Annotated in this window: 22 protein-coding genes and 1 tRNA gene; 3 read left to right on the top strand and 20 right to left on the bottom strand. The window is 48.0% G+C overall.

Features of this window, described 5'->3' with window-relative positions:
- Window positions 1–9: 9 nt before the first annotated feature.
- The 9 genes from ABIC15_RS03225 to ABIC15_RS03265 all read right to left on the bottom strand — a co-directional run bounded on the left by ABIC15_RS03225 (window position 10) and on the right by ABIC15_RS03265 (window position 7363).
- Window positions 10–750: an alpha/beta hydrolase gene (locus ABIC15_RS03225; RefSeq protein WP_012371247.1), complete on the bottom strand. Its 741-nt coding sequence runs from the start codon at window positions 748–750 to the stop codon at window positions 10–12.
- Between the two features lie 100 nt (window positions 751–850).
- Window positions 851–1084 carry a preprotein translocase subunit SecG gene (secG, locus tag ABIC15_RS03230; protein WP_012371248.1) on the bottom strand — a complete coding sequence of 78 codons (234 nt, stop codon included), beginning with the start codon at window positions 1082–1084 and terminating at the stop codon, window positions 851–853.
- A gap of 141 nt (window positions 1085–1225) precedes the next feature.
- Window positions 1226–2140, bottom strand: coding sequence for a ribose ABC transporter substrate-binding protein RbsB (rbsB, locus tag ABIC15_RS03235; protein WP_354019705.1), 915 nt, complete (start codon window positions 2138–2140; stop codon window positions 1226–1228).
- A gap of 27 nt (window positions 2141–2167) precedes the next feature.
- Window positions 2168–3136 carry a ribose ABC transporter permease gene (rbsC, locus tag ABIC15_RS03240; protein WP_012371250.1) on the bottom strand — a complete coding sequence of 323 codons (969 nt, stop codon included), beginning with the start codon at window positions 3134–3136 and terminating at the stop codon, window positions 2168–2170.
- A 1-nt stretch (window position 3137) separates the two neighbouring features.
- Window positions 3138–4616: a sugar ABC transporter ATP-binding protein gene (locus tag ABIC15_RS03245; protein ID WP_354019706.1), complete on the bottom strand. Its 1479-nt coding sequence runs from the start codon at window positions 4614–4616 to the stop codon at window positions 3138–3140.
- Between the two features lie 14 nt (window positions 4617–4630).
- A complete protein-coding gene (gene rbsD / locus ABIC15_RS03250) occupies window positions 4631–5020 on the bottom strand; it encodes a D-ribose pyranase (RefSeq protein WP_354019707.1) in 390 nt (129 codons plus the stop codon).
- On the bottom strand, window positions 5017–5895 hold the full coding sequence (gene rbsK, locus ABIC15_RS03255) for a ribokinase (RefSeq protein WP_354019708.1): 879 nt from the start codon (window positions 5893–5895) through the stop codon (window positions 5017–5019). Before rbsK ends, rbsD begins: the two co-directional genes overlap by 4 nt.
- Entirely contained in the window at window positions 5892–6872 is a 981-nt protein-coding gene (locus tag ABIC15_RS03260; RefSeq protein ID WP_354019709.1) for a LacI family DNA-binding transcriptional regulator, read from the bottom strand. Before ABIC15_RS03260 ends, rbsK begins: the two co-directional genes overlap by 4 nt.
- Window positions 6873–7030: 158 nt before the next feature.
- A complete protein-coding gene (locus ABIC15_RS03265) occupies window positions 7031–7363 on the bottom strand; it encodes a hypothetical protein (RefSeq protein ID WP_012371255.1) in 333 nt (110 codons plus the stop codon).
- A gap of 139 nt (window positions 7364–7502) precedes the next feature.
- Between ABIC15_RS03265 and ABIC15_RS03270 the strand changes: the two genes are divergently transcribed.
- A complete protein-coding gene (locus ABIC15_RS03270) occupies window positions 7503–7823 on the top strand; it encodes a hypothetical protein (protein WP_012371256.1) in 321 nt (106 codons plus the stop codon).
- Between the two features lie 496 nt (window positions 7824–8319).
- Here ABIC15_RS03270 and ABIC15_RS03275 read toward each other — a convergent pair whose 3' ends face one another.
- The 10 genes from ABIC15_RS03275 to ABIC15_RS03320 all read right to left on the bottom strand — a co-directional run bounded on the left by ABIC15_RS03275 (window position 8320) and on the right by ABIC15_RS03320 (window position 18423).
- Complete coding sequence (locus tag ABIC15_RS03275) at window positions 8320–8574, bottom strand: hypothetical protein (protein WP_012371257.1); 255 nt, start codon at window positions 8572–8574, stop codon at window positions 8320–8322.
- A 13-nt stretch (window positions 8575–8587) separates the two neighbouring features.
- A complete protein-coding gene (locus tag ABIC15_RS03280) occupies window positions 8588–9490 on the bottom strand; it encodes an acyl-ACP desaturase (RefSeq protein WP_012371258.1) in 903 nt (300 codons plus the stop codon).
- 323 nt (window positions 9491–9813) lie between these two features.
- On the bottom strand, window positions 9814–11106 hold the full coding sequence (gene eno, locus ABIC15_RS03285) for a phosphopyruvate hydratase (RefSeq protein WP_012371259.1): 1293 nt from the start codon (window positions 11104–11106) through the stop codon (window positions 9814–9816).
- 73 nt (window positions 11107–11179) lie between these two features.
- Window positions 11180–12727: a 2,3-bisphosphoglycerate-independent phosphoglycerate mutase gene (gpmI, locus tag ABIC15_RS03290; protein ID WP_354019710.1), complete on the bottom strand. Its 1548-nt coding sequence runs from the start codon at window positions 12725–12727 to the stop codon at window positions 11180–11182.
- Window positions 12728–13480 (bottom strand): triose-phosphate isomerase, encoded by a 753-nt coding sequence (gene tpiA, locus ABIC15_RS03295; protein ID WP_012371261.1) that lies wholly within the window; start codon window positions 13478–13480, stop codon window positions 12728–12730. It lies immediately after the preceding gene.
- A 27-nt stretch (window positions 13481–13507) separates the two neighbouring features.
- Complete coding sequence (locus ABIC15_RS03300; protein WP_214722103.1) at window positions 13508–14692, bottom strand: phosphoglycerate kinase; 1185 nt, start codon at window positions 14690–14692, stop codon at window positions 13508–13510.
- Between the two features lie 124 nt (window positions 14693–14816).
- Window positions 14817–15824: a type I glyceraldehyde-3-phosphate dehydrogenase gene (gene gap, locus ABIC15_RS03305; RefSeq protein WP_012371263.1), complete on the bottom strand. Its 1008-nt coding sequence runs from the start codon at window positions 15822–15824 to the stop codon at window positions 14817–14819.
- A gap of 53 nt (window positions 15825–15877) precedes the next feature.
- On the bottom strand, window positions 15878–16903 hold the full coding sequence (locus tag ABIC15_RS03310; RefSeq protein ID WP_041262016.1) for a sugar-binding transcriptional regulator: 1026 nt from the start codon (window positions 16901–16903) through the stop codon (window positions 15878–15880).
- 117 nt (window positions 16904–17020) lie between these two features.
- Window positions 17021–17284 (bottom strand): glutaredoxin family protein, encoded by a 264-nt coding sequence (locus ABIC15_RS03315; protein ID WP_012371265.1) that lies wholly within the window; start codon window positions 17282–17284, stop codon window positions 17021–17023.
- Window positions 17281–18423 (bottom strand): RNA polymerase factor sigma-54, encoded by a 1143-nt coding sequence (locus ABIC15_RS03320; RefSeq protein WP_354019711.1) that lies wholly within the window; start codon window positions 18421–18423, stop codon window positions 17281–17283. Before ABIC15_RS03320 ends, ABIC15_RS03315 begins: the two co-directional genes overlap by 4 nt.
- 167 nt (window positions 18424–18590) lie before the next feature.
- On the opposite strand from ABIC15_RS03320, the gene ABIC15_RS03325 reads away from it, so the two are divergent.
- Both ABIC15_RS03325 and clpP read left to right on the top strand, forming a co-directional pair.
- A tRNA-Arg gene (locus tag ABIC15_RS03325) sits at window positions 18591–18666 on the top strand.
- Between the two features lie 153 nt (window positions 18667–18819).
- Entirely contained in the window at window positions 18820–19431 is a 612-nt protein-coding gene (gene clpP / locus ABIC15_RS03330; RefSeq protein ID WP_255412930.1) for an ATP-dependent Clp endopeptidase proteolytic subunit ClpP, read from the top strand.
- A gap of 115 nt (window positions 19432–19546) precedes the next feature.
- Here the strand turns inward: clpP and ABIC15_RS03335 are convergent, their stop codons facing one another.
- Window positions 19547–19783 carry a hypothetical protein gene (locus ABIC15_RS03335; RefSeq protein ID WP_012371268.1) on the bottom strand — a complete coding sequence of 79 codons (237 nt, stop codon included), beginning with the start codon at window positions 19781–19783 and terminating at the stop codon, window positions 19547–19549.
- Window positions 19784–19787: the final 4 nt, after the last annotated feature.

Raw genomic sequence — 19787 nt, forward strand, 5'->3', positions numbered from 1 at the left:
CACCTCCAATTAGTGGCTCCAGTTCAAGCCGTCCAGAAATTCATGGATATCTTGGTGGAGCGTTTCTTTTTCTTTGTCGAGCGTAATGACATGACCTGAGTTCTCATACCAGATCAAATCTTTCTGTAAGGCACTGACACCGTCGTGAATGATGTTCGCTGAATCGGTGTTGATCATGTGATCGTTGCGGGCCTGGATGACAAGCGTCGGTGCATAGACATCTTCGAGTGAATCGCGTGTGTCTTTCAGCAAGCCTTGCAAATCTTTTAAGGTCGGCATCGGTTCGAACACTGCCATCTCCTGCTCGATTTCTTCCGCCGATTTTCCTTCTCGCTTCTTAAATTCTCTTGCATACTCCGTGACTCCTGCATACATGACCTCTTCACTTTTGATGTAGGCCGGCGCACACATCGGAATGACCGCTTTGACCGGACGGTGCATCGAAAGTCGAAGTGACATGACTCCGCCGAGCGACAGTCCGCAGACGGCAATCTCGTCATATCCTTTGGCTTTTAATTCTTCATAGCCGTCAAGAACATCTTGCCACCAGTCGGCTGGCCCGGTCTTCGTCAGCTCTTCGGGTGGGGCAGCGTGCCCCTTATATTGTGGTGCGAGTGAAGTATATCCGTGTTTTTGCAAGTAACGTCCGAGCATCCGGACATCGGCGCTTGATCCCGTAAAGCCGTGTAACAACAGAACAGCCCGGTTGCCGCCTTCAAAAAAGAATGGTTTTGGTAATGTGATTTTCATAAAATGATTCCCCCTCTAACTCTATACCCCAAAATGAAAATTTAGAAATCGAGAAATACGAAAAAACGACAGCGCGATCGGACGGCTGTCGTTTCAGTACTCACTTATAAAAAGCGACGAGTAACGCCAAAATAAAGAATAATGCCCCTAAGATAGACGCTACACGGTTTAGGACCGCATCCAAGCCACGGGCTTTTTGGCGACCAAATAATTGTTCTGCTCCACCTGTCAGTGCTCCGAGTCCAGCCGTACGGCCCGACATCAAGAGAACGACGATGATGAGAAGAACGGAAACGACGATGAGGCCGACAAGAGCCACGTTATGAATGATCATCGATGATCCTCCTTCAGTAATATACGCTTCTTTCATTATAGAGAAAAACAACTACGGGAACAAGGTATAGATTCATGAAGTTCATCTTACCTTCAAAAAAACACCAGCCGACTGACAAAATCAGACGGCTGGCAGTGATGCTTATTGTTTGATGAGATCAAGTTCGACCGGAATGTTCTTGTCGACTTTCTCGCCTTTTAAGTGTTTGATTGCTGTATCGATACCCATTTTACCGATTTCTGCCGGTTTTTGAGCAACGGTTCCCGCCATTTTACCGTCTTTGACGGCTTTGACCGCATCGTCTGTTGCGTCAAATCCGATGACTTTGACATCTTCCATGCCCGCTGCTTTTAACGCTTCAACCGCACCCAGTGCCATTTCATCGTTGTGTGCGAAGACGGCTTTGATGTCTTTGTTGTTTTGAAGAATGTTTTCCATGACCGAAAGACCTTTCGCCCGGTCAAAGTTTGCTGATTGTTTCGCCACGACGTCAAGTTTACTGTCGACTGCTGAATGGAATCCTTCGCCGCGGTCACGAGTAGCAGAAGCACCTGGAATTCCTTCAAGTTCAACGACTTTCGCTTTGTCGCCAACGAGTTCGATCATGTATTCACCGGCTTGTTTTCCACCTGCGACGTTATCTGACGCGATGTGCGCGATGACGTCCCCAGCTTCTGCGTTACGGTCAACTGTGATGACCGGAATGTCAGCATCGTTTGCTGTCTGAACCGCTGCACCGACTGCTGCTGAATCTGTTGGGTTGATCAGGATGAGATCCACTTTTTTCTGAATCATATCTTCGATGTCACTTGCTTGTTTCGCCGCATCATCTTGTGCATCGGCGACTTGGAGTGTTGCGCCTTGTGCTTTTGCTTCTTTTTCCGCGCCGTCTTTCAGTGAAACGAAGAACGGGTTGTTAAGTGTCGAAATCGACAGACCGATCTTAAAGTCTTTTGTTTTCTTTTCCTTTTCCGTGTCCCTGCCCGGTTGTTCCGTCGAACAAGCCGCTGCGAAGACCATTAACGCCATCATGACAAGTGCGAGTAATTTTTTCATATCAATATCCTCCTTTTAGATGGTAAATCACGTAGTTTGTTTCCGGTCCGCGAGTACGGCGAACAGGATGACGAGCCCTTTGACGACAAGCTGGAAGAACGACGACACACCAAGCAGGTTGAGTCCGTTGTTGAGTGTGCCGATGATCAAGGCACCGATTAATGTTCCGACAATCCAACCGCGTCCGCCGGATAAGCTCGTTCCGCCGAGTACGACGGCTGCGATGGCATCGAGCTCATACGATGTTCCGGCCGTCGGTTGCGCCGAGTTCAGACGCGACGTCAGGATGATGCCGGCGAGTGCTGCCATTAAACCGGACAGCGCGTAAATCATAATCTTCACTTTGTTGACTTGAATCCCCATTAGTTTTGCCGCTTCTTCGTTCCCGCCGATGGCATACGTATAACGGCCGAACGTCGTTTTCTTCAAAATGAAGTACAGGACTGCAAAGGCGATCAACATCGTGACGACCGGGACCGGGAAGATCCAGAAGTAGCCACGTCCGAATAATTCGAACCAGCCGCCCTGGCTGAGTCCCGTAATCGGCTTCCCGTCCGTGTAGACGAGTGTCAGACCACGGAAGATTGTCATCGTCGCAAGAGTCGCGATGAACGGTGCGACTTTCCCGAGTGAGATGACCATTCCGTTTAAAGCTCCCATGATTGCCCCGACGATTAAGCCTGCGAGGACAGCGAGAATCGCGGACGTTCCGTCGGTCATCAGACCGGCGACGAACGCGGATGACAAGGCGAGAATCGAGCCGACCGACAAGTCAATTCCACCCGTCAGGATGACGAACGTCATTCCGAAGGCAATCAAGGCATTAATCGAAACTTGGCGTAAGATGTTAAATAAGTTATTAAGCGTTAAAAAGTCCGGTTCCATGATTGAAACGACGAGAATGATGGCGAACAGTCCGGCGAGCGGACCAAGCTTTTGACCAATCCCGAGTCGTCTCGGTTTCTTTTCTGTCAGTTTCCCTTGCATCAATTCCATGTCATTGTCCTCCTGTCGCAAGCGTCATGATACTCTCTTGCGTTGCCTCTTCTTGGTTGAGCATGCCGCTCATCTGTCCTTCGCGCATTACATAGACGCGGTCACTCATGCCGAGAATTTCCGGCAGATCCGAGCTGATCATGATGATCGCGACACCCGTTGCGGCGAGTTCGTTCATAATCATATAAATCTCTTTTTTCGCCCCGACGTCGACACCGCGTGTCGGTTCGTCGAGAATCAGGACATCCGGTTTTGTTCCGAGCCATTTCGCGAGGACGACCTTTTGCTGGTTCCCGCCTGATAAAGACTTCGCCGGTTGATCCATTGAGCTGTGCCGGACAGATAACGACTTGAGATATCCTTCGGCGAACTGCCGCTCCGATTGATCGGAGATGACACCGGACTTCGATAACGACCGGATTGTCGGCAAGGAGATGTTTTCCCGGAGTGAAAAATCGAGGAACAATCCTTCGCCTTTTCGGTCTTCCGTTAAGAAACCGAGTCCCTGTTTGATCGCATCGTGCGGTGATTTGATTTTGACGACGTTGCCGTTTAAGCTGATCGTCCCTGCTTTCATCCGGTCGACCCCGAACAAGCCGCGCATGACTTCTGTTCGTCCTGCTCCCATCAAGCCAGAAAATCCGACGATTTCACCGGCACGGACCGAGAACGAGACATCTTCAAACCGTTTGCCGGTTGCCCCGGTGACTTCGAGGACCGTCTGACCGAGTGTCACTTGACGCTCCGGATAGCGTTCGCCCATCTCGCGTCCGACCATTTCGCGGACGATCTGTTCAAATGAGGTGTCGGCAATCCGGTGGGTCGAGACAGAGACACCGTCCCGTAAGACCGTGATCCGGTCACACAGCTCAAAAATTTCTTCCATTCGGTGCGAGATATAAACGATCGAGACTCCTTGACCCCGCAATGCCGTCGCGACACTGAACAAGGCGCGGATTTCGCGTTCCGTCAAAGCGGCCGTCGGCTCATCCATGATGATGACCTTCGCGTCCGTCATCAACGCTTTCGCAATCTCGATCATCTGCTGTTGTCCGACCGATAACGTCCGGGCGAGCTGATTGACGTCCATGAAGACGTTCAATTCTGCCAGTTCACGTTCGGCAAGCCGTTTCATTTCCGCTTGCTTCAAAACACCGAAACGGGATTTCAGTTCCCGTCCGAGAAACAGATTTTCCGTGACCGTTAAGTCCGGTAAGATGTTCAGTTCCTGGTGGATGAAGGCAATCCCGGCTTCTTCCGCCAGTTTCGGATTTTTATACTGCTGTTCGACTCCGTCAATTTGAATCGTTCCTTGATCGGCTTTATGGACACCAGTCAGAATTTTCATCAAGGTCGATTTGCCGGCACCGTTCTCTCCCATCAAGGCATGAATCTCACCGGTCGCGAGAGTGAAGTCGACTCCCTTCAAGACGGGAACGGGACCAAACGCTTTTGTGATACCTGTCATCTCAATTTGCATCGTACTTCCTCCCCTTAAAAAATCACGCCGGCGTGTAAGATGACGTTCGCATACGGTGTCGCTTCACCCGTCCGGATGATGACTTTCGCCTGCTTCGTCAATTCCTTGAATGCTTCGTGCGACATATAATCTTGCGGTACGTCGAGCTTCGTCACAGCTTCGAGCGCAACCGGATTGGCCTCTTTGATTTCCGATGCCAGTGTCACCTGTTCAACCGCCATGTCGTCTGCGACGATCCGGACGACATCAACGAACGATGGTGTCCCGAGTTCAAGTGCCAAATCGATCCGCTCTACGCCTGCCGGAATCGGCAGACCGCAGTCAGCGATGACGACCATGTCCGTATGACCAAGATCCGTTAAGACTTTACTGATATGACTGTTTAAAATCCCGTGTCGTTTCATGATTCGACCTCCATCTGTTCGCGCGTCGGCATTCCGCCTTGTGCTCCGAGTGCCCGGACGGACATACCGGCTGCCTTGTTCGCAAACCGAATCGCTTCCGTCAATGACGTTCCTTCCGTCAAGCTGACAGCAAGTGCTCCGTTGAAGGTATCACCAGCACCTGTCGTATCGACAACGTCCGTCTTGATGGCTGGAACCGTCACAATCGCGTCTCCGTCATAAAAGCGGGCGCCCCGGCTGCCTTCCGTCACGATCAATTTATTGGGATACTGGCTTAACCAATGTTCAAGTGGTTGCTGTTGTCCGAAAATCAAGCCGCATTCATGTTCGTTTGGTGTCAGGTACGTCACGTCTTCGAGTAACTCGTCGTCAAGGACGATGGCTGGCGCCGGATTCAAGACGACGGGAATCCCGTGGGTCTTGCCGTAACGCGCCACCTGTTTGACGGTCGCGAGCGGAATTTCGAGCTGTAACAAAATCATGTCTGCCTGACCAAGCAGGCTGTCGAGTTGATTCTCGTCATAGACAACCGCTAAGTTCGCCGACTGGACGACGACAATCGAGTTGTCACCCTCTGCGAGCGTGATGTGGGCCGTTCCGGTCCGTTCCTTCGCAATCGTCTGCAGATGGGTCGTCCCGACGTGCTCCGTCTCGAAGTTTTGACGGATTGCCACGCCGTTCGCATCGTCGCCAATACAGCCGACCATTTCGACGTGACCGCCGAGCCGGGCAATCGCAACCGCTTGGTTCGCCCCCTTGCCTCCCGGTACCGTATGGAAAGCGGATCCGATAACCGTTTCGCCTGCTGACGGACGACGATCGCTTTCGACGACTAAGTCCATCGAGATACTTCCGACTACACTGATTTGTTTCATAACTGTTCATCCTTCCGCTTCGTTGTTTCCCGTTCAATGACTTCGACCATCAGTTCGTGATGGACAGCTGCAATCTCTTTTCCTTCAATCCGCTGGATCAGTAACTTCGCTGCCAGTTCGCCCATCTGGTAAATCGGCTGGGCAATCGTCGTCAGCGGTGGAGAAATCATCTGTCCGAGTTCAATTCCGTCGTAACCGATGATCTGTAACTGGTCCGGAATCGCAATCCCCCGCTCTGCTGCGACTTGAATCGTCGCTGCTGCAATGACATCGTTTGCTGCAAAAATCCCGTTACAGTCGTAATGGTCAAATAAGTAGTTGGCTGCTCCGAGCGCCCCCTGAAAATGAAACGGCGACTCGATACTTGCGACGAGGTGTTTCCCGGCAACTTCCTCAAATCCATCCCGGCGTTTTTTAATCGTCGGCAATTTCGACGGACCGCTGATGACGACCAGTTCGGTTGCCCCGTGATCGAGCAGAAACTGAGCGGCTTTTTTTCCGCCGTCATGCCCGTTTGAGGTCACTGTCGGAATCGCTCCCTGTAACACACGGTCCAGGGCGACGATCGGTACTTCGAGTTTTTCATAGTTCGGATTGTTCGAATAGTTGGTCGTGATGATCAATCCGTCAACATGCATCGCTTCGAGTGACTGAATATATTCTTGTTCTTTCTGAAACTGTTCATCCGTGTTACACAAAATCACCTGAAATCCGTGCTGATGTGCCATATCTTCCACAGCCCGTGCGAGTTGCGGGAAAAAAGGATTGGTGATGTCCGGGACAATCAGACCAATCAGACCAGATCGTTTTTGGAACAACGACCGGGCGACCCGGTTCGGTCGATAATCGAGCTGCTTAATCGCTTGCAGGACTGCTGTTCTTGCTTTTTCGCTGACATATCCCTTCTCATTCATGACACGTGAGACGGTCGCAACGGAGACATTTGCCACTTTCGCTACTTCCCGGATGGTCGACATGTTCGCCACCTCTTTCTTTTGATAACGCTTACAATGTGTATCATATTGTGTAACCGGTTACACATCAATCTTTTTTACGAAAATATATTTTATTTTTTTCGGAATACAACAAAAAAAGTCCGGATAAACGTTGCAGCAGAACGTTTGTCCGGACTTCTTCAGTGATTGGGATGGCGTTTTTGATATAACCGTCGAAACAAGGCGACAAGAAATGCTAAAATCGCGAGCGGCTCCAATAAGTAAATCAACAGGAACGTAATGTCGATGATTGCATCTTCCGGGTTATACCGCAGAATATAGATGGCTCCCGGTAGAAGCGCAATCAGACCCGTGATGCCAAGGACCGTTCCGAGAATCATGCTTTGACGTGAAAAGCGACTCGTAATCTGATACAGACCGATAAAGAAAATCAGTTCCGTAAAATAGATGATTCGTAATTGAATGTCGTCAATCGCGGGGTCCATACCCAAAAATAAATAACGAAATAGCATATTCATCCCCCCTACCTCTTTCTGTACCCGGTTATTGAATCCGTTAATGCACCGATTCCAGTTTGTCTGCATATCCTATCTGACTTTAGGGAATAGCTTGATAGTAACAGCTACTTAAAAAAAGTTGGGGGTCCGACCGATGAAAGAAGAACATTCAATGAAGGTCGTCAGTTGCTTAAACGACTTTTTTCAACGCAACGAACAACCACTTCAGGTCGACTTACTACGCGGTCTTCCTCCAGTCGTTTTATTGTTAAAAGATGAAGCCAAACGTTCCTTCGCAGCGGAAGCGAACTTGCACGATGAATTACTCAGCGATATCAAACGTCTCGTCCAGGAGTGTCTCGATCCGCAAACTTTACGTGAACTCGATATCGATGTCAACTTACCCGAGTTCTTCGTCACGCGTGCTCCACTCTATTCTGCCCATCATTACCTCGTTACGTTTATCGAGGATTGATTTTAAGCAGTATAATTCTATTTTGATACTACGGGATGCGACGTTTAGTCGGTCTCGTTTTTTATATGTACCCAAAATTATTCATTCGCTCGCTTTTCTAGGGCGGAACGCGAGCCGCGGATTTTTTTCAGATCTCCGGATATCGCCTGTTCCTGACGGAAGCGTTGCTTCCTTTTCCCTTAGAAGTAAGTCGAGCTATGAATGTTTTTCCGCTTTCCTATGAAACTGTTATCACGCATTTCACGCGACTCCTACAGGAAAAAGCGCAAGCCTGCTTGCGCTGTCAGAGACAAACAAGACCCGATTGCCTGCCTCAATGAGGCAGACAAACTGGCTTGTGTCTCGCCTGAGGAAAGCGCGTGAAAAAAAGCGTGCTCTCTTTGCACCTAACCTTAGAAAAGCAAACGAACGGCTAGTTTTGTCAAACCATACTCAACGCAAAAAAACAGCCTCCCGCCAAGCGGGAAACTGTCAACTCAATCCGTAGATTACTTACTTAATTTTCGACTTCAAGAATAGCTTCGATTTCTGCCTCGACTTCTTTATTCACCATCTGCGAACGTTTTTTTCTTAATTCAAGATCCATTTCCTGATCAATGAACTCGTTCGTATGCTTGTCAAAACAGCTGTAACAAATCGGATAAAAGTCTTTTTCTTCTGTCTTCAACGAATTGAATTCCCACGTGTTCAGTTCCAAATAACTGACTTGGTTATTCGTTTCTTTTCCGCATATTTCACACGTCATTTTCATTATTCTCCCCTCGTCATGCATCGATCTTATTTTTTGCTGATTGGCGATCCTTGATTCGTTTCAAACGCCCGTGATATTTCATGATGTTCGCTTGTGATTGTTTGGCCTCTTCGCTCGTCGGTTGCAAGTTCTCAATATCCCAGTATTTCACGACGACATCTAATACCTGGTCAAAGTATTGGAGGGGTCCGTAATTTGTATCAATCGCAATGGTCTTCATACGCTCGGTAAAGTCCGGCATGATCGCACCCGGCATCGAGAAATTGATGATGACATCTTCAAAGAACACGATGAAGTTTGGATCGAGTTCAAGGTGCGCTTTCACCGTGTCGCGGTAGAACGCATAATGAAGAGCTTCATCTTTTGCCAAACGGCGGAGCAGTGTCGCCAAGTCTTTGTCGTGCGCTCCTGCCACTCTCGCTACGTTGTTATAGAAAACGAGTGTCGCAAGCTCTTGCAACGACGTATAGGCCATGGTTGCTAAAGGATTCGTGAAGTCCGGGAACCAGCCGCTTTCAACGACGCGTCTTCTTAATTGATGCAGTCGTGTCGGATTGACGTTTCGTGTTACGAGTAAATACGTTTCGAGTAAGCTCGAGTGCTGGTCTTCTTCCGCCGTCCACGTGCGGACGAAATCATTGATGACTTCCATCGAGTTTTTAAACGTGTAATCCAAATGTGACGTATACCAAGGTAAGTTCACTTCTGTCAGTAAGGCGGTTTCTACGGCAACGATGACACCTTCCGGAAGCGTGACTTGACTCTCTTCCCAAGGAACCCGTTTGAACGACATCGCCTTGTCCCATGGAATAAATTCGTGATAACTCCAGTCAATATTGGCTGAACGCTCCTTATGTAGTCGGTACAACTCTTTAATGCGTGGTTCTAAACGTATATCTAAATCTGAATTTAACATGATCATTTCTCCTTTAGATGTTTTTTGAACCTTCATCCGTTCAAATGTAGTTAAGACTTATAATGATTGTGCTTAAACTTATTTATAACTATAACATTTTAATGACCAGGTAGTAAAAGAAAGGTCCTAAAAATTTGATTTTTGTAACGGTTAGAACTAAGTCGGCTAATTGTGAGCGATAGAAACCGGCGTTTGCATTTTGGAGTGAACTCAATTCCTTTTACTAAATTGATCATAGATATAAAAAAACCTCCTATTCGTATGAATAGGAGGCATCGGCTGTACAGTGAATGTACAATACACTTTAAATCATCAACCCAAAATTACTTCTTGAGGTTGTAGAATGATTTGATTCCGTCGTAGACAGCAACGTCTGAAAGCATGTCTTCGATGCGGAGAAGTTGGTTGTATTTCGCGATACGGTCTGTACGTGAAAGTGAACCAGTTTTGATTTGACCAGCGTTTGTCGCAACAGCGATGTCAGCGATTGTTGAATCTTCTGTTTCACCAGAACGGTGAGAAACGACTGCTGTGTAACCAGCTTTTTTCGCCATTTCGATTGCGTCGAATGTTTCAGTCAACGTACCGATTTGGTTAACTTTGATGAGGATCGAGTTCGCGATGCCTTTTTCGATACCTTCAGCGAGTTTCTCTGTGTTCGTTACGAACAAGTCATCACCAACGAGTTGGACTTTGTGTCCGATACGATCTGTAAGAAGTTTGTGGCCATCCCAGTCGTTTTCGTCACAGCCATCTTCGATTGAGATGATTGGGTATTTGTCAACGAGTTGTGCATAGAATTCAACAAGCTCTTCTGTTGAAAGGACTTTGCCTTCGCCAGCGAGGTTGTATTTTCCAGCTGCTTTGTCGTAGAACTCAGAAGAAGCGACGTCCATTGCAAGGTAAACATCTTCGCCTGCTTTGTAGCCAGCTTTTTCGATTGCTTCAAGGATAACTGTGATTGCTTCTTCGTTTGATTTCAAGTTTGGAGCGAATCCACCCTCGTCACCAACTGCTGTGTTAAGACCCATTCCGCTAAGAACTGATTTCAACGCGTGGAAGATTTCAGCACCCATACGAAGAGCTTCTTTGAATGTTGGAGCTCCAACAGGCATGATCATGAACTCTTGGAAATCAACGTTGTTGTCAGCGTGTGATCCACCGTTGATGATGTTCATCATTGGAGTTGGCAATGTTTTCGCGTTGAATCCACCGAGATACGTGTAAAGTGGAAGACCAAGCTCATCTGCAGCAGCACGTGCAGCAGCCATTGAGATACCAAGAATTGCATTGGCACCGAAGTTACCTTTGTTTTTCGTACCGTCGAGGTCGATCATTTTTTTATCGATTCCAGCTTGGTCGAAGACATCGTAACCGATGATTTCAGGTGCTAATTTTTCGTTGACGTTGTCAACTGCTTTTAAGACACCTTTACCGAGGTAACGTGATTTGTCGCCATCGCGAAGCTCAACTGCTTCGTGCTCACCAGTCGATGCGCCTGATGGGACGAGTGCGCGACCAAAGCCGCCGTCTTCTGTATAAACTTCTACTTCTACCGTTGGGTTACCGCGTGAATCAAGAATCTCGCGTGCATAAATCTCTGTAATCATTGACATTTAAATTCGCTCCTTTTTGTTTGAGAAAGATTGGTTTGTAGTGAGACAGTGACAAGTCCATCGATTGACGGGATTATTTCTTTAATACAATCGATTTCCCGGTCATTTCTGCCGGTTGATCTGCTCCGAGTAAATCGAGAACAGTTGGTGCCAAGTCTGCCAGTACGCCAGTCAATGGCTTAAGGAGTTCGACGTCCTCGACCGTGACGATACATGGAACAGGTTCTGTCGTGTGCGCCGTCATCTTGCTGCCATCGGCGTTGAGGACTTTGTCCGCGTTTCCGTGGTCGGCTGTGATGATGGCTGCGCCACCTTTGCTGAGAATCAAGTCAACGACTTGCCCCAGACATTTATCCACCGCTTCGATTGCCTTTTTCGTCGGCTCGAGCATACCCGAGTGACCGACCATATCGGGATTGGCGAAGTTGAGGATGATCGCGTCATGTTTGTCCGAGTTGATGGCGTCAACGAGTGCTTCTGTGACTTCATAGACACTCATTTCCGGTTTCAAGTCGTATGTCGCGACCTTTGGAGATGGGATCAGAATCCGATCTTCTCCTTCGTACGGCTCTTCACGTTGACCGTTAAAGAAAAACGTGACGTGCGGGTACTTTTCAGTTTCCGCAATCCGTAATTGTTTAAGGCCTTGTTTTGATAACGTTTCACCGAGCGTGTTTTTGATATCTTCCGGTGGGAAGACGATGTCCGTATCAATCGCATCCGAGTACTTCGTCATGGAGACGAGCAGCAGGTTCTTCGGTGCGTTGTCCGGCAATTCAAAACCGGTGAAGCCTGTTTTTTCTTTATACGTCTTGGCGAGCTGAATCGCACGGTCCGGACGATAGTTGAAGAACATGATCGCATCATTATCGTGGATCGGTGCTACTGGAGTACCGTCTTCCTGCACGACTACCGTTGGTTCAATGAACTCATCTGTCACGTCTGTTTTGTACGAAGCTTCGACCATCGCGATTGGGTCTTTTGTTGTCGGACCGTCTGCGAACGTGATGACGTCATAAACTTTCTTGACGCGTTCCCAGCGGTTGTCGCGGTCCATCGCATAATAACGACCAGAGACACTTGCGAATTGACCGACGTTTAACTCGTCCATCTTCGCTTGTGCATCACGAAGGAAGCCGGCTCCTGATTGTGGATCACAATCGCGGCCATCCGTGAAGGCATGGAGATAGACTTTTTCGATTTCGTGAAGTTTGGCGAATTCAAGCACCGCATACAAGTGGTTGATGTGACTGTGGATTCCACCGTCAGAGACCAGACCGAAGATATGAAGGGCTGAACCGTATTTCTTCACGTGACCTGCCGCATCGTTCATCGCTTGACGCGAGAAGAACGAGCGATCCTTAATGGCATTGTTGATTCGGGATAGCGATTGATAGACGACGCGACCTGCACCGATGTTCAAATGACCCACTTCTGAGTTCCCCATTTGACCTTCAGGCAAACCGACGTATTCTCCTTTCGCATTCAACAACGTATGCGGGTACTGTTCCCAGTATCGGTCGAAGTTCGGTTTGTTTGCCGCCGTAACAGCATTTCCGAACTCCTCGTCACGCATACCAAAACCATCAAGGATGATCAGTGCGACTGGACGTTTTTTCATTTAAATCGCCTCCAAGAGTTTGAGGAACGATCCTGTCTCAAGACTTGCGCCACCAACTAAAGCACCGTCGATGTCAGGCTGAGCCATATATTCTTTGATGTTGTCCGGTTTGACACTGCCGCCGTACTGGATGCGGACTGCTTCTGCAGCTTCCGTACCGAATTCAGCTGCGATGACATCGCGAACGAATTTACAAGAATCTTGCGCGTCTTGTTCTGTTGCTGATTTTCCTGTTCCGATTGCCCAGACAGGCTCATATGCAACAACAAGGTTTTTGACTTGATCGACTGTCAAACCTTTTAAGCTGTTTGTTGTTTGTTCACGGATCACTGATTCGAATTTTCCGCCTTCGCGTTCTTCGAGTGTTTCACCGACACAAACGATTGGCACGAGACCATGCTCGAATGCTTTTTTCGTTTTGCTGTTGATGAATGCATCAGTTTCTCCGAAGTACTCACGACGTTCTGAGTGACCGAGGACGACGTATGTTACGCCAAGTTCTTTGAGCATCACTGGGCTGATTTCACCTGTGAATGCGCCGCTCTCTTGGTCGTACATGTTTTGAGCACCGATTTTCAGGTCCGTTCCAGCTGTCGCTTCTGTCAAGTGTGCAAGGAATACAGACGGTGCACAGACAGCCGCGTCGACTTTCGAAGAAGCGGGTACAGTTCCTTTGACTTCCTCAGCGAATGCCACAGCATCCTTGAGTGTAAGATTCATTTTCCAGTTACCTGCGATAATTGGTTTACGCATTGAAAACACTCCCTTGTGAACTTTAGATTACTTGTCGTTAAGCGCTTCGACACCTGGAAGAGCTTTTCCTTCCATGAACTCGAGGCTTGCGCCGCCACCTGTTGAAATGTGACTCATTTTATCTGCAAGACCAAACTTCTCAGCCGCTGCAGCAGAATCTCCACCACCGATGATCGAGTATGCATCGCTGTCAGCTAATGCTTGAGCGACACCTTTTGTTCCGTTTGCATATTTATCAAGTTCGAACACACCCATTGGTCCGTTCCAGACAACAAGTTTCGAAGCCTTGATTGCTTCTGCATACAGTTCTACCGTTTTTGGACCGATATCGAGTGACATGTGATCCGCTGGGATACTGTCGATGTCGCGTGGTCCAACATATGTTTCTTCGCCGAATTCCTTCGTGATGACACAGTCAACCGGCATCAAGAATTTCACGCCTTTGTCTTCTGCTTTTTTCATGAATTCCTTCGCCTGTTCGATTTTGTCGACTTCAAGAAGTGACGTACCGACTTCATAACCTTGAGCTTTGAGGAATGTATAAGATAATCCTCCGCCGATGATCAACGTGTCGACGATATCAAGTAAGTGATCGATGACGCCAATTTTGTCAGCGACTTTCGAACCACCGATGATCGCTGTAAACGGACGATCCGGGTTTGAGAGAGCTTTACCGAGAACTTGAAGTTCTTTTTCGATCAACAATCCTGCTACAGCAGTCTCGACATGATGGGCGATTCCTTCTGTAGAAGCGTGCGCACGGTGAGCTGCACCGAATGCGTCGTTGACGAAAACGTCTGCAAGTTTCGCAAAACCTTCTGCGAGTTCAGGATCGTTTTTCGTTTCACCTGGGTAGAAACGAACATTTTCAAGAACGATGACATCGCCTTCTTCAAGCTTGCTGACCGCTTCTTCAGCGACCGGACCGTATGCTTCTTCAACGAGCTTGATGTCTTTACCAAGCAGTTCGCTGAGGCGTGCTACGACTGGTGCAAGTGAGAATTCAGGGTTCTTCTCGCCTTTTGGACGTCCCATGTGGCTTGCGAGGATGACTTTCGCTCCACCGTCAACCAAGTGTTTGATTGTCGGAAGGGCAGCACGGATGCGTGTATCATCTGTGATTTTGCCGTCTTCTAGCGGTACGTTGAAGTCCACACGTGTAAACACGCGTTTTCCTTTTACATCGATATCGCGAATTGATTTCTTATTCATACATTCGTCCTCCGTCTCATACGTATAGTGAGGGGCTAATGCGCCCCTCCAGACTTTTTTTCCGCAATAAGAGCGGAGACTGTATCGTTTCCGCTCTTATTCAATTGCTATTTAATTGCTCGAATTACTTAGCGATTTCTGCGAAGTGTTTGAGTGTGCGAATGAGCTGGCTAGTGTAAGACATTTCGTTGTCGTACCAAGCAACTGTTTTAACGAGTTGTTTGTCGCCGACTGTAACGACTTTCGTTTGTGTTGCATCGAAGAGTGATCCGTAAGAGATACCAACGATGTCAGAAGAAACGATTTCGTCTTCAGTGTAACCGTAAGATTCGTTAGCTGCTGCTTTCATAGCTGCGTTAACTTCTTCAACTGTTACTTTCTTCTCGAGAACTGTTGTGAGCTCAGTGAGTGAACCTGTAGCAACTGGTACACGTTGTGCTGCGCCATCAAGTTTACCTTGAAGTTCTGGAAGAACAAGACCGATTGCTTTAGCAGCACCAGTTGAGTTAGGAACGATGTTAGCTGCCGCTGCACGTGCACGACGGAAGTCACCTTTAGGGTGTGGAGCGTCGAGTGTGTTTTGGTCGCCAGTGTAAGCGTGGATCGTTGTCATGAGACCTTGAACGATTCCGTAGTTATCTTGAAGAACTTTAGCCATAGGCGCGAGACAGTTCGTAGTACATGAAGCACCAGAGATAACTGTTTCAGTTCCGTCAAGAATTTCGTGGTTCGTGTTGAAGACAACTGTTTTCATGTCGCCAGTAGCAGGTGCTGAGATAACGACTTTCTTAGCTCCAGCTTTCAAGTGAAGCTCAGCTTTTTCTTTGTCTGTGAAGAAACCAGTACATTCGAGAACGATGTCAACACCGAGCTCGCCCCATGGGAGTTCTTCTGGGTTGCGGTTAGCAAGTGTTTTGATTTCTTTACCGTTGACGAGGAAGTAACCGTCGTGTACTTCAACTTCTCCGTCGAAACGACCTTGAGTCGTATCATATTTCAAGAGGTGTGCAAGCATTTTAGTGTCTGTAAGGTCATTGATTGCGACTACTTCGATTCCGTCAAACTGAAGAATTTGACGAAGTGCCAAACGTCCGATACGTCCAAATCCATTAATACCAACTTTTACTGCCATGATAATTTTCCTCCTTTTAATGTAAAGCGAGTTATCTATTATTCAAAAGGGGGCTACCCTTTCAAAATCGTTGTTGCTGCCCCTTCATCCGTAATCAGGATGATGTCCGGGGACTGTTTGACATACGCGTTGATGGCTTCCGCTTTGGAATGTCCTCCGGCGACGACGATGACGTGTTCGACTTGTTTTAAGTCGTCCAGTTGAAGACCAACCGTCTTCACCCGATGCACGATCTTTCCGTCCCGATCGAAGTAATACCCAAATGCTTCTGCTACCGCATGTTCTTGTTCAAGCTGTTCCAGTAACTCGGCTGAAGCGCGACGACGTTTTGCCATCGTTTTTGCCTCACCAATTCCATGTACCACGATTGAGGCATCTTTAATCATTTGTAACACATTTTTAATGCTTGGCTCTTCCACCATCTTCACAAACGTTTCCTTGCTGACCATGTCTGGAATGTGCAATAAGTGATAATCACTTTGTGCACGGGATGCCATCCGTGAACAAACCGTATTCGCTTGTAATTCAAGGGTTTCACCTAAGCCCCCACGTGCCGGCACGAATGTCATCGGACGGTTTTCCTTATCAGGCGACATCATCGCCGCGACGGAAGCCATCGTCGTACCTCCTGTGACTGCAATCGTGTTGTGTACAGATGAAGAAAGTTCTCGTTTCAAACGTGCGACCGTCGCACGTCCCATATCGCGTTGCACCCAGAAGGTTTGATCCGAATCTCCTGGTACGATGACGACATCCCGGACGCCCAGTTTTTCCTTTAAGGCTTTCGCCATATCAGAAATTCCGGCCAGTTCTGCCATCACGCTGTGCATACTTCGTAAGACGATCCGCCCTTCATCTGTCAAAGACATTCCTTGTGTCGCCACTTCGAGCAATCCTTGCTCTTTCAGGAAGTCCACTTCCCGACGTAACACCCGTTCCGTCAAGCCAAGGCTTGTTGCCAGGGTCCGCCGGCCAATCGGCTGCATGAGCCGGACATAATGAAGTATGTCGTAACGTGTCTGCATTTCTTCGATCAGATCAGGCACGATTCGTTTTTGGATCTGTACTAACTGCCGAATCATGTATTCCCGCTCCTCTCAAGTTGCTGGACACTTTACGTCCCGCGTGTCATATCTTGTCCCACTTGGTACATCCTTATCATAACAGCCCTCGTACAAGGATTCAAGCCTCGCCCTTTAACTTTTTTCAAGTAAGCGGTTTCTTATCGTCTCTGTCTCAAATTTGCCATAACTCCAAATTTCAGACTGATGCATGACGACAGGAATTTCATATAAAAACCGGAGACTGAGCGCAGCATCTTCTTCAATGTTCACTTCTTCGAATGTCCAATCCGGAAATTCATCGAGCACGAAATCAAGTAAGAAGGCGGCTTCCTCACATAGCGTACATCCGGGACGTGAATACAGTGTTAAGGTCGTGTGTTCTTTTGATGGCATCATTCATTCGCCTCTCGTCGTTTCGTCATGTCGGACCGGGTCAAGTACAGACCCGCCCGATACTTCGCGACTGTCCGTCTTGCGACCCGGATGCCTTCCAGGTCGAGACGGTTGACGATCTGTTGATCCGACAGCGGCGAGGTCGCTTCCTGAATCAATTGTGCGATTCGGGCTTTGATTAAAAAGCTCGATGTGCCGCTTTGCGTCTTCGAGACGAAAAAATTTTCAAGCTCGAGCGTTCCATGGATCGTCCGAATCGTTTTGTGGACGATTGCCCGACCAACCGTCGACGGATGGTATCCCGTTTGTTTGGCTACCTCTTTTTTCGTCAACGGCTCCAAATGAAGCTCTCCTTTGAACCAGCGCATTTGCCGTTCCACGATGACATCGAGGATTGCACGCAACGTGTTACGCCGTCGTTCATAAGCGCTGAGAAACGGTTTTGCTTCCGCGAGATCCGTCCAGGACGTATCAATCGGCAAGGAAGACCACTGGATTTGCACCTGATCGTCCGACCAACTGATATCGGCTTCCGGTATCGTCATGGTGGTGGATACTGGTAAGACCGGTGTCTTCGGCAACCGTTCCATCTTTTGCTTCATCTGTCGCCGCTCTGTTTCATCATCCAGTACGGCTTTTAACGGCTGTCCGTCCGACAGTGCAGTAAGCAAATTCATCAAACGGTCATCTTCGAGCTCGATGGCATGCAACAAGCGACACTCCGCTTCCGAGCGTGCCGCAATTCCGGTTGGTTCACATTGCTGGAGCAGTTGCCGTGCCTGTTTGATGATCGTCTCCTCACTGTCGAGCAAGGTCGCCAGTCGTGCGTCTGTCGTTCTGAGTAATCCATCCGCGTCTAAGTACATGATGAGTTGTTCCGCCATATATCTTATTTCCTGTCTGACCGATTCTAAACGTATTTGCTGAAGAAGTTCCGCTTCAAACGAATCAATCCGGTCTGCAACCTGCTCTAAATCCGGCGGAATCATTTTTCTTCCATTATGTTCGCTGCGTCCGGCACGACGGATGATCCGGTACAGCCGCTCCTCGAGTTCCGCCTGCGTTTCTTCCAAAACCGTCAATTGATACAACTGGGCTGCCGACATCACAAGACGTTGCGCTTGTTCCTGTCTCTGTTCCATCCGCTCACCTCCCGTTTCCTCGTTTAATGTGATTCCACTTTCATTATATAGGAAGGATACGTCTTCCATCGTCTCTTACGTTTTGACAAAAAATCAATAAACTCGCAAATCTAGTATTGCTTTTCTGAAAAAATGTCGGTATACTATTAATTGTTCAGTACAAACATGCACCCGTAGCTCAGGGGATAGAGCACTGGTTTCCGGTACCAGGTGTCGGGAGTTCAAATCTCTCCGGGTGTACCATACTTGAATATTCAGGCAATGCCGTTTACGGTATTGCCTTTTTTCTATACTGATATGTTTAACAGGAACTGTTTCAGGAAAAATACATAAAACCAACAGCGTATCTTTTGACCAATATTGACCAAAGGATTATGATAAGGACAAGTCGAATATGTGCTACATACCAACCATAAGGAGGCAAAGACTATGTTAATTCCAACAGTCATCGAACAAACCAACCGCGGGGAACGTGCTTACGATATCTATTCACGTTTGCTCAAAGACCGGATCATCCTTCTCGGGAGCGCGATTGACGACAACGTCGCCAACTCAGTCGTTGCCCAGTTACTTTTCCTAGCAGCAGAAGATCCAGATAAAGAAATCTCGCTTTACATCAACAGCCCGGGTGGCTCAATCACAGCAGGTATGGCGATTTACGATACAATGAACTTCATCAAACCACAAGTTTCAACGATTTGTATCGGAATGGCTGCTTCAATGGGTGCATTCTTGCTCCAAGCCGGCGCTAAAGGAAAACGTTTTGCTCTTCCTAACGCTGAAATCATGATTCACCAACCACTCGGTGGTACACAAGGTCAAGCATCGGACATCAAAATCCATGCGGAACGCATCATCAAAATGCGTGAGCACCTCAACAAAATCATGGCTGAAAACACAGGACAACCACTTGAAGTCATCGAGCGTGATACAGAGCGCGATAACTTCATGTCTGCTCAAGCAGCAGCTGACTACGGTTTAATCGACCGCGTCATGGAACGTGCTTAATCTTCACCTGACCGTCTTCGCAATTTGCGAGGACGGTTTTTTTGTGTGTACAAAAAAAGACCACTGTCCTTTGCGTCACTCTTCTCAGAACAGACGCGGACAGAGGTCCTATTTTTTAGTCGATCAAATCTGTGATATCAGACACGATATCGTGGTTTTCGCGAATCAATGTGTAGATTCCGTTCGCATGTGGTGAAAGTTCTTCTTCCGCCTGCAATTGCTTCAGGAACAACGATGTCGCAAAGGCGACGAGCGTACTTTTTGGTACACCGATCGTTTTCGCTTTTTTCGTAAGCACTTCATCAAACTTCGCATCAACTGTCAGCGAAATACGTTTTTTCTCATTAGCCATTTCA

This window comes from Exiguobacterium sp. PvP048 (assembly GCF_040549175.1).
GTDB classification, from domain to species: Bacteria; Bacillota; Bacilli; order Exiguobacteriales; family Exiguobacteriaceae; genus Exiguobacterium_A; species Exiguobacterium_A artemiae.